This window comes from Dyella sp. (assembly GCF_035277725.1).
Classification (GTDB): Bacteria; Pseudomonadota; Gammaproteobacteria; order Xanthomonadales; family Rhodanobacteraceae; genus Dyella_B.
In genome coordinates this window covers 1-9,628 of the sequence record NZ_DATEJY010000269.1, presented here as the reverse complement: position 1 = coordinate 9,628, position 9,628 = coordinate 1, and the positions used below count along the sequence as shown (strand labels likewise).

10 protein-coding genes are annotated in these 9,628 nt (G+C 60.7%); 5 read left to right on the top strand and 5 right to left on the bottom strand.

Features of this window, described 5'->3' with window-relative positions; translation table 11 throughout:
* Window positions 1–187: 187 nt before the first annotated feature.
* The 5 genes from VJR68_RS21715 to cyoA all read right to left on the bottom strand — a co-directional run bounded on the left by VJR68_RS21715 (window position 188) and on the right by cyoA (window position 5,083).
* Window positions 188–958, bottom strand: a complete 771-nt coding sequence (locus tag VJR68_RS21715; protein ID WP_324150989.1) for an SURF1 family protein — start codon at window positions 956–958, stop codon at window positions 188–190.
* A 108-nt stretch (window positions 959–1,066) separates the two neighbouring features.
* Window positions 1,067–1,465 (bottom strand): cytochrome o ubiquinol oxidase subunit IV, encoded by a 399-nt coding sequence (gene cyoD, locus VJR68_RS21710; RefSeq protein WP_324150988.1) that lies wholly within the window; start codon window positions 1,463–1,465, stop codon window positions 1,067–1,069.
* On the bottom strand, window positions 1,462–2,100 hold the full coding sequence (gene cyoC / locus VJR68_RS21705; RefSeq protein ID WP_324150987.1) for a cytochrome o ubiquinol oxidase subunit III: 639 nt from the start codon (window positions 2,098–2,100) through the stop codon (window positions 1,462–1,464). Before cyoC ends, cyoD begins: the two co-directional genes overlap by 4 nt.
* A 5-nt stretch (window positions 2,101–2,105) precedes the next feature.
* Window positions 2,106–4,064: a cytochrome o ubiquinol oxidase subunit I gene (gene cyoB, locus VJR68_RS21700; RefSeq protein WP_324150991.1), complete on the bottom strand. Its 1,959-nt coding sequence runs from the start codon at window positions 4,062–4,064 to the stop codon at window positions 2,106–2,108.
* A gap of 53 nt (window positions 4,065–4,117) precedes the next feature.
* Entirely contained in the window at window positions 4,118–5,083 is a 966-nt protein-coding gene (gene cyoA, locus VJR68_RS21695; protein WP_324150985.1) for a ubiquinol oxidase subunit II, read from the bottom strand.
* A 474-nt stretch (window positions 5,084–5,557) separates the two neighbouring features.
* On the opposite strand from cyoA, the gene VJR68_RS21690 reads away from it, so the two are divergent.
* The 5 genes from VJR68_RS21690 to VJR68_RS21670 all read left to right on the top strand — a co-directional run.
* Complete coding sequence (locus VJR68_RS21690; protein ID WP_324150984.1) at window positions 5,558–6,886, top strand: MFS transporter; 1,329 nt, start codon at window positions 5,558–5,560, stop codon at window positions 6,884–6,886.
* A 257-nt stretch (window positions 6,887–7,143) separates the two neighbouring features.
* On the top strand, window positions 7,144–8,247 hold the full coding sequence (locus VJR68_RS21685; RefSeq protein WP_324150982.1) for an enolase C-terminal domain-like protein: 1,104 nt from the start codon (window positions 7,144–7,146) through the stop codon (window positions 8,245–8,247).
* Between the two features lie 10 nt (window positions 8,248–8,257).
* On the top strand, window positions 8,258–8,710 hold the full coding sequence (locus tag VJR68_RS21680) for a PPC domain-containing DNA-binding protein (RefSeq protein ID WP_324150980.1): 453 nt from the start codon (window positions 8,258–8,260) through the stop codon (window positions 8,708–8,710).
* Window positions 8,710–9,093: a sensory rhodopsin transducer gene (locus tag VJR68_RS21675; protein WP_324150978.1), complete on the top strand. Its 384-nt coding sequence runs from the start codon at window positions 8,710–8,712 to the stop codon at window positions 9,091–9,093. The genes VJR68_RS21680 and VJR68_RS21675 overlap by 1 nt, the downstream gene beginning before the upstream one ends.
* A 2-nt stretch (window positions 9,094–9,095) precedes the next feature.
* The coding region (locus tag VJR68_RS21670; RefSeq protein WP_324150977.1) for an SDR family oxidoreductase at window positions 9,096–9,628 on the top strand (533 nt) is incomplete at its 3' end.

The following is a 9,628-nucleotide window of genomic DNA, read 5'->3' as shown; positions in this document are numbered from 1 at the left end:
CATGATGGGCCTGATCGATGGCGTGCTTTATTTCAACATGAGCATGCCGGGTGAATTGCCCGATGCCGCCATCGAATCCGTGCTGAGCCTGATCTTCCGCGCAACGTTCTTCGGCGCGCAGGGCGGACGAGCGAAAAACCTGTTACCGCCATCTCCGCGTAAGCAGTGACGTCCGTGGGGTGCCGCGCTATTTTCGATTCCGGCGCAAACGGTATTCGTCGTAGCCCACGTAAACACTCGCCCCCAGCACCATCAACGCGAGCGCGTACCAGGTAATCAGATAGCTCAGGTGGTTGTTGGGAAAGTTGATGACCGTCTTGCCGCCTTCCGGCCATGCGCTGCCGCTGGCTTGCGTGGCGTCCGCATCCACGAAGTAAGGCGCCACGTCGCGTAGACCGCGCGCGGCGGCGATCGCGGTGACGTCGCGCGTATACCAATTGTTGCGGGACGGATCGTTGTGGCGGAAGAAGCCGGATGGCTCGGGCATGCGCAGCAAACCCGTCACCGTCACCTCGCCGCTGGGCCCTCGTGCGCAATGGCCGTCGCGTCCGCACCAATCCACCGGCGCGAAGCCACGGTTGATCAGCACGATGGAGCCATCCGCTTGGCGCAGCGGCGTCATCACCCAGTAACCGCTGCCTTCGTCGGTGGCAGTCCATACCAGGGTCTGCTGGTCATGCAAAAACACGCCGTTGAGGCGGACATGCAGGTATTCGTCTTTTTCCGCCGTGATGGCAGGCCATTGCTCGCGTGCTGGCGCTGCAATTGGCGAGGCACGCACACGGGCATCGACCCGGGTGATCAGCGCGCGTTTCCAGGCGAGGCGATGGACTTGCCAGTTACCGAGCGAGACGAAACCGAGGAAGAGAGCGACGGCAAAAAGACCAAGTACGGTCAAGCCAATCGGTCCGCGCGGCGCGCGCGGCGTGTCATACGAGGAGGTATCTTGAGGAGCCATGCGCGTAATGATCGCATGAAGCCCGACAACGTAGGCTGGGATGACAATCCCAGCATCACGAACTACGAACAAAGCTGGGATGGTCATCCCAGCCTACGAAAACCGCTCTCACGGCAAATTCTGCACGTTCTTCATCATCGACGGCATCATGTTCTGGTTGAGGTGGTACATGATCCAGATCGATCCACTCAACGTAATCACCACCAGCACGATGGTGAACACCAGGGCCAGCATGTTCCAGCCGCCCTCGGATTTCGCATTCAAGTGCAGGAAATACACCATGTGCACCACGATCTGCACCGCGGCCAGCAACAGGATGAACGCATCGGCCGGGCCGGTCTTGGAGAACGCGCCGGACATCACCAGCCAGAACGGCAGAATGGTAAGAAAGGCCGCCGCCACGAATCCCGTCATGTAACCCTTGAGCGTGACGTGGATCTGCTCCACGCCATCGTGCGCATGTTCGTGATGACCGTCGTCATGCACATGCTGGGTGTGGTCGCTCATGCCAGCACTCCCATCAGATAAACGAAACTGAAGACACCCACCCATACCACGTCGAGGAAATGCCAGAACATCGACAGGCACATCAACCGGCGTTTGTTGGCGGCATTCAGGCCTTTCTTCCCAACTTGCACCAGCAGCACGATCATCCAGATCAAGCCGCTCGTCACGTGCAGACCATGCGTGCCGACCAGGGTGAAGAACGAGGAGAGAAAGGCGCTGCGCCCCGGTCCTGCACCGATCGAGACGAGATGCGTGAACTCGGTCAATTCCAGCCCAATAAAGCCGGCACCCAGCAACCACGTGATGATCAGCCACGCCATCATCGGCCCGCGGCGGTTGTTCTGCATCTCCAGCACCGCAAAGCCGTACGTGATCGAGGAGAACAGCAGCAAGGTGGTGTTTACCGCCACGATCGGCAATTCCAGCACCTCTTTCGCCGATGGGCCGCCGGCATATTCCCGGCCCAGCACGCCGTAAGTGGCGAACAGACACGCGAAGATCAGGCAGTCGCTCATCAGGTACAGCCAGAAACCCAGCAGCGTGGCGTTTTCCGGATGGTGGTCTTCGGTCACGTGGAAGCGCAACGCTTCTTCCGCACCGCTCCCCCCGCTAACAGTCATCGTCATGTCAGTCATCGGCGTCACGCTCCGGCACGCGCAGTTTCGACACGTCCCACTTCATCAGCAGGAATGTAGTAATCGCGGTCGTAATTGAAGGTGTGATGGATGGCCACCGCCAGCAGCGCCACGAACGATATCGCCGCGATCAGCCACATGTACCAGACCATGGCGAAGCCAAAGATCAGGCTCAGCACCGCCAGATATACGCCAGTGCCGGTGTTCTTCGGCATATGGATGGGCAGGAAGCCTTGCACCGGCCGGCGCCAGTTGTACTGCTTCATCTGCCACCAGGTGTCGATGTCATGCACCTGTGGGGTGAAAGCGAAGTTGTACGGCGGCGGCGGCGAGGAGGTGGACCATTCCAAAGTGCGGCCGTGCCACGGATCGCCGGTGGTATCGCGCAGTTGCTCCCGGCGCATGATGCTTACCGCAAACTGCACGATCATCGCGGCAATGCCGATCAGGATCAGCACCGCGCCAAACGCGGCAATCTCGAACCAGATCTGCAACGACGGATCATCGAAGTGGCGCAGCCGCCGCGTCACGCCCATCAGGCCCAGCCAATACAGCGGCATGAAGGCGAAATAGAACCCAACCACCCAGAACCAGAACGAGACCTTGCCCCAGAACGGATCGAGCCGGAAACCGAACGCCTTCGGAAACCAGTAATTGACGCCGGCAAACATGCCAAACAGCACGCCGCCGATGATCACGTTATGGAAGTGCGCAATCAGGAACAGGCTGTTGTGCAGTTCGAAATCCGCCGGCGGCACAGCCAGCAGCACGCCGGTCATGCCGCCGATCACGAAGGTCACGATAAACGCCACCACCCACAGCATCGGCACGTCGTACACGATGCGTCCGCGGTACATGGTGAACATCCAGTTGAAGATCTTCGCGCCCGTCGGGATCGAGATGATCATCGTCGTGATGCCGAAGAACGAATTGACGCTGGCACCCGAACCCATGGTGAAAAAGTGGTGCAGCCAGACCAGGTAGGACAGCACCGCGATCACCACCGTGGCGTACACCATCGATGCGTAACCGAACAGGCGCTTACGCGAGAACGTGGACGTCACCTCGGAATACACGCCGAATGCCGGCAACACCAGGATGTACACCTCCGGGTGTCCCCACACCCAAATGAGGTTGATGTACATCATGTAATTGCCGCCCAGATCGGTGGTGAAGAAGTGCGTACCCGCGTAGCGATCCAGCGTCAGCAAGGCCAGCGTGGCAGTCAACACCGGAAACGCGGCCACGATCAGCACGTTCGCCAGCAAGGCGGTCCAGGTGAAGATCGGCATCTTCATCATGGTCATGCCTGGCGCACGCATCTTTACGATGGTGGCAATCATGTTGATGCCCGACAAGGTGGTGCCGACACCTGCTATCTGCAGCCCCCATATCCAGTAATCCACGCCGCTGTCCGGACTGGTTGGCAACTCCGACAGCGGCGGATACGCCAGCCAGCCAGTGCGCGCAAAAACACCGATGAACAATGACGCCATCACCAGCAAGGCGCCGGCCACGGTCATCCAGAAACTGAAATTGTTGAGAAAAGGGAAGGCGACGTCGCGCGAACCGATCTGCAACGGCATCACGAAATTGATCAGGCCGGTGATGAACGGCATGGCGACGAAGAAGATCATGATCGTGCCGTGCGCGGTAAAGACCTGATCGTAGTGATGCGCAGGCAGATAGCCCTCATGCGCGCCGAAGGCAATGGCTTGCTGTCCGCGCATCATCAGTGCATCGGCAAAGCCACGCAGCAGCATGACCAGCGCCAGCACGATGTACATGATGCCGATCTTCTTGTGGTCCACGCTGGTGAACCACTCGCTCCACAGGTAACCCCATTTGCGGTAGTAGGTAACCAGCCCCAGCACCGCGATGCCGGCGATCGCCACGCCGATGAAGGTGAAGATCAGGATCGGCTCGTGATAAGGGATATCCTCGAGCGTCAGGCGCCCGAAAATCAGCTTGCCGAGGTCGGGAGAATGAAGAGTCATCGCGGCACCCGTGCTTCAGTTCACTGTGGATGAGCCATCAGCATCGCTGCATGGCTGTCGGACGAAGCGGATGCTTCACCACCATTCCCGCCAGGGCCCGGCATGCGAAGCATGTTCATGCAGGAAGGCCCCGGCTCCACGCAGCGATTGAGGATGGTTTGATAGAGTCCCGGCGTGACGCTGCCGTAGTAGTGCACCGGATTCTTTTCGCTGGGTGCTTCCAGCGCGACATAGGTGGCGTGATCCAGCGTATCGCTGTGGCTTTTCGCTTGCGCCACCCATTTGTCGAAATCACCGTCGCTCATGCCGTGGAACGTGAAGTTCATGTACGAGAAGCCCGCGCCGCTGTAGTTGGCGGACATGCCCCAGTAATCCCCCGGTTTGTTGATCACCGCCTGCAGCGTGGTCTGCATGCCCGGCATGGCATAGATCTGCCCGGCCAGCGCGGGAATGAAGAACGAGTTCATCACCGTGGCGGCGGTGAGATTGAAATGAATCGGACGGTCCACCGGTGCTGCCATCTCGTTCACCACTGCGATGTTTTGCTCGGGGTAGATGAAAAGCCACTTCCAGTCGAGCGCGACCACGTCCACTTCCAGCGGCTTGACGTCCGCCGGCACCACCTTGCCGGCCGCGATGCGATCGAGCGGACGATAGGGATCGAGCTTGTGCGTGCTCACCCAGGTGATCGCACCGAGCGCAATGATGATCAGCAACGGCGCCGACCAGATCATCAGCTCCACGATGGTGGAGTGATCCCAGTCCGGATCGTAGTGCGCCTTTTCGTTGGACGCGCGGTATCGCCAGGCGAACACGAGCGAGGCAATGATCACCGGCACCACGATCAGCAGCATCAAGACGAACGAGGTGATGATCAGATTGCGCTGCTGCAGCGCGACGTCACCGGACGGCGACATCAGCACCGTGTGGCAGCCCGACAATGCCAGGAGCAGAGCTAGCAGTAGCAGTCCGCGGAGAGTCTTCATGGACATGACCGACGCAACCGAATGAGAAGGGGGTACTGCTGTGTCGACAAGGTACGCCGATCGATAGGCCGTGCGCAAATGGTTCCATGCCGAGCTGCGGCATTTCGCCTGGCTGCCACGCGACTGTCACGTCGATGCATCCACAACCGGAAGCTGTCACCGCAGATGGCGTCCCCCATTTGGGGGAACGTATCGGGAGGCATGGCGTCGCTCGACATGATGGGCGGCATGATGCCGAGTCAGGGCATGAATGCTTCATGCAGTGCGGGACGTGCAGCCACGTAGGCTGGGATGAAATCCCAGCAGCATCATGGATAGCAGCGCTGGGATTTCATCCCAGCCTACGAACCAATGGAATGACGGAGCAGAGACTTTCCGGCGACTGCCAAACAAAAAATCCACCTTGCCCACCCTAGCCTTGGCGCCACAACGGTGCCATGCTGTGGCCGCCGCATCCCTATCCGAGTAACGACGATGTCCAGTACGTTTGAGGATCAGCGCGAACCCGCCGGCTTGACCCCGGAAGACCTCGGGCGCATCCACGCCCATGCCCGCCTGGCGCCCGGCGAAATCGCCATCGGCGTCATCGTCGGACGAACCGCGGAATACTTCGACTTTTTCGTGTTCGGCATCGCCTGCGTGCTGGTGTTTCCATCCGTGTTCTTTCCGTTCGAGAGCCGGCTGGATGGCATGCTGCTGTCGTTCGCGATCCTCTCGCTGGCCTTTATCGTCCGACCGCTCGGCACCACGCTGTTCATGACCGCGCAGCGGCGCTGGAGCCGCGGCACCAAGCTCACCATCGCCATGTTCCTGCTCGGCAGCGCCACCGCCGGCATGGCATTCCTGCCCAGCTACACCACGATTGGCGGCTGGGCCATTGGCCTGCTGACGTTCTTCCGCATCCTGCAGGGTGTCGCGCAGGGTGGTTCATGGGATGGCCTGCCCTCCCTGCTCGCGCTCAACACGCCACCGGAAAAGCGCGGCTGGTATGCCATGCTGGGGCAACTCAGCGCACCGATCGGCTTCCTGATCGCCAGCGGCCTGTTCCTGTTCCTGCGCACGGAACTGGCCACCGACGACTTCATCGAATGGGGCTGGCGCTATCCCTTCTACGTCGCCTTCACCATCAATGTCGTGGCGCTGTTTGCGCGCCTGCGCCTGGTGGTGACGGAGGAATACACGCTCGCCATGGAAGAGCGCGAGCTGGAACCGATCGGCATCATCGACATGCTGCATCGGCAGGGCTACAACATTTTCATCGGCGCGTTTGCCGCGCTGGCGAGCTATGCGCTGTTCCACCTGGTGTCGATCTTCCCGCTGTCGTGGATCGTGCTGGGCACCACGCAAGAAGTGAGCACGGTGCTTACCGTGCAGATCATCGGCGCGCTGGTCGGCATCATCGGCACCATTGCCTCCGGCGTGATCGCCGACCGCATCGGCCGCCGCAGTACGCTCGGCACAGCGGCCGTGCTCATCGGCATTTTCGCGCTGATCGCGCCCTGGCTGCTGGGCGGCAACCAGATCGCGCAGGATGCTTTCATCATCATCGGCTTTGGCTTGCTCGGCCTGTCGTACGGACAGGCGGCCGGCAGCGTCACGTCCAACTTCGAAATCCGCATGCGCTATACCGGCGCCGCCCTGACGTCGGATTTTGCGTGGCTGATCGGCGCGGCGTTTGCGCCACTGGTAGCGCTTGGGTTGTCGGTGCGCTTCGGGCTGGTGGCGGTAAGCGTGTATCTGCTCTCTGGCGTGGCGTGCACGTTGATTGCGTTGCGGGTGAACAAGGCGCTGGCGCGCGAGTGATGCACTTGTAGGCTGAGATGCAATCCCAGCATCGAAAACCACAAGAGCGCCGGGATTGCATCCCGGCCTGCGTCTACCCCAGCACAAGCACGTCCTTGAAAGCACGCCAACATAACGCCGCATCCACATATCCACATCACATCATTCACTCATACATGACCCCGTCCCGCGCAGGATGAAACGCATCAGCGTTTTCTTTTTGCGGTCATGTCATCCGTACACGACGTCTCATTCCGTGCCGCTGGAGAGTCCCTTCAGTGAGCACCGCCGCCACCAAAATCGACCGCGTCGACGCGGCGGCCTATACCGTGCCCACCGACGCCCCCGAGGCCGACGGCACGATCAGCTGGGACGCCACCACCATCGTGCTCGCCAGCATTCGTTGCGGCGACTATGAAGGGCTGGGTTACACCTACACGCACAGCGCTGCTGCAGCGCTGATCGCCAAACCACTGCGCGACGTGCTGCTTGATGCCGATCCGATGGATATCCCAGGCCTGTGGCAAAAGATGCATCACAGCCTGCGCAACATCGGCACGCCCGGCCTAGGCATGATGGCGTTGTCGGCGATCGATCATGCGTTGTGGGATCTGAAAGCCAAGCTGCTCGGCGTTTCCGTGCTCACTTTGCTGGGCCGCGCGCGCGAGGGCGCGCCGGTCTACGGCAGCGGCGGCTTTACCTCCTATACGGTGGATCAGCTGCAAACCCAGCTCGCCGGCTACGTGGAACTCGGCATTCCGCGCGTAAAGATGAAAATCGGTTCCCATCCGGAACAGGATCCCAAGCGCGTGTTCGCAGCGCGCGAAGCGATTGGCGAAGACACGCGCCTGATGGTCGACGCCAACGGCGCCTATGGACGCAAACAGGCACTGACACTGATGGACGCGTTCGACGAATGCAAGGTCGACTGGTACGAAGAACCGGTCTCTTCGGATGACCTGGAAGGCTTGCGGCTGATCCGCGATCGCGTGCGCCACAACGTCGACGTCGCTGCCGGCGAATACGGTTGGGACAACTGGTATTTCGCGCGCATGCTCGATGCCGGCGCGGTGGACGTGCTGCAGATCGACGGCACGCGTTGCGGCGGCTTTACCGGTTTTCTCAGGGCAGCCGCCTTGGCGCAAGCTTACGGCATACCGATTTCCGCGCACTGCGCACCGCATCTTCACGCACACGTGTGTTGTGCGGTTCCCGGTTTGCGGCACATTGAATATTTTCATGATCACGCACGCATCGAATCGATGTTCTTCGATGGTTTGCCGGCGTTGCACCGCGGCGAACTGGTTGTTGACATCGCGCGTGCAGGATTGGGCCTTACATTGAAAAAGCAGGATATCGAAGCGTATCGCGTCAATGCTTGAGGAGGTCGCCATGCAGCAGCAGCTCATCCGTCATGGCCAGGGCTCCCGCACCTGGTCCATCGTGCTCGACAGCGGCGAGGAAGTGAATGCCTGTCTGGAAGATTTTGCCCGGCGCGAACTATTGAGCGCCACCAGCTTCACCGCCAGCGGCACCTTGCAGGATGCCGTATTGGGTTATCTGGATGCGGAAAAGCACGCTTACCATCCGCGACAAGTGGCGCATCCCACCCAGGTGCTATCGCTGGTCGGCGATATCGCCTTGCGCAACGGCAAACCGCACATCCGCATGCGTGCCGTACTCGGCGGCAGCGATGGCAACACCTTCGACGGGCATCTATTGGAAGGACACGTGCGCAAGCAGATGGAGGTGATCATGACCGAGGCCCCCGTGCAGCTGCACAAGGGTTATGACGCGGACGCCGGGCTTGCCCTGTTCAAACAGCAGCATGGGGAGATGGGATGATGGCCTCGCGTTCCGTCGGCAGCCGCTGCTGGGCGATTGCGGAAGGCTATATCCCGCTGGATAAAGCGCCTAACGATGATCCACGCCTGATGAGCCATGAATCCGCCTGCATGCTCAACACCAACGATCAGGACGCACAGGTCACGTTGACGCTCTATTTCAAGCAGCGCGAACCGGCCGGCCCGTACCGTGTCGTGGTGCCTGCACGCCGCACGATGCATCTGCGCTTCAACGATTTGACCGATCCGGAACCCGTGCCGCGGGATACCGATTACGCCACCCTGATCGAGTCGGACATTCCCATCGTCGTGCAGCACACGCGACTGGATTCGCGACAGGCGGCTCTCGCGCTCCTTTCCACCATTGCCTATGCGGGTGACTAATCATGAAGAAAAAACCTGAAGTCGTGGTGATCACCGGCGCCTCCGCCGGCGTCGGCCGCGCCACCGCACACCGCTTTGCGCGCGAGGGTGCATGGATCGCCCTGCTCGCGCGCGACAACCCTGCACTGGAACATGCGGCCAAGGAAGTGCGCGAGCTGGGTGGCATGGCACTACCCATCCCTGTCGATGTAGCCAATGCGGAGCAGGTCGAAGCTGCGGCCGAACACATTGAACAGGAACTCGGCGCCATCGACATCTGGATCAACGCGGCCATGACCACTGTGTTCGCGCCGGTCAGCGAGATCAGCGCGGATGAATTCCGCCGCGCCACCGAAGTGACGTACCTGGGCGCCGTGCACGGCACGCTCTCTGCACTCAAGCGCATGCGCCCACGCAATCGCGGCACCATCGTGCAAGTGGGCTCGGCACTGGCCTACCGCGCCATTCCGTTGCAGGCACCGTATTGCGCGAGCAAATTCGCCATTCGCGGCTTTACCGATGCACTGCGCGTGGAACTGCTGCACGAGCGCAGCAA

What these genes read in the sequence shown, in the direction of transcription:
- cyoC (WP_324150987.1), bottom strand. Translation starts at nt 2,100, where the DNA reads ATGACTGACATGACGATGACTGTTAGCGGGGGGAGCGGTGCGGAAGAA.
- cyoD (WP_324150988.1), bottom strand. Translation starts at nt 1,465, where the DNA reads ATGAGCGACCACACCCAGCATGTGCATGACGACGGTCATCACGAACAT.
- VJR68_RS21680 (WP_324150980.1), top strand. Translation starts at nt 8,258, where the DNA reads ATGCAGCAGCAGCTCATCCGTCATGGCCAGGGCTCCCGCACCTGGTCC.
- cyoA (WP_324150985.1), bottom strand. Translation starts at nt 5,083, where the DNA reads ATGAAGACTCTCCGCGGACTGCTACTGCTAGCTCTGCTCCTGGCATTG.
- VJR68_RS21690 (WP_324150984.1), top strand. Translation starts at nt 5,558, where the DNA reads ATGTCCAGTACGTTTGAGGATCAGCGCGAACCCGCCGGCTTGACCCCG.
- VJR68_RS21715 (WP_324150989.1), bottom strand. Translation starts at nt 958, where the DNA reads ATGGCTCCTCAAGATACCTCCTCGTATGACACGCCGCGCGCGCCGCGC.
- VJR68_RS21675 (WP_324150978.1), top strand. Translation starts at nt 8,710, where the DNA reads ATGGCCTCGCGTTCCGTCGGCAGCCGCTGCTGGGCGATTGCGGAAGGC.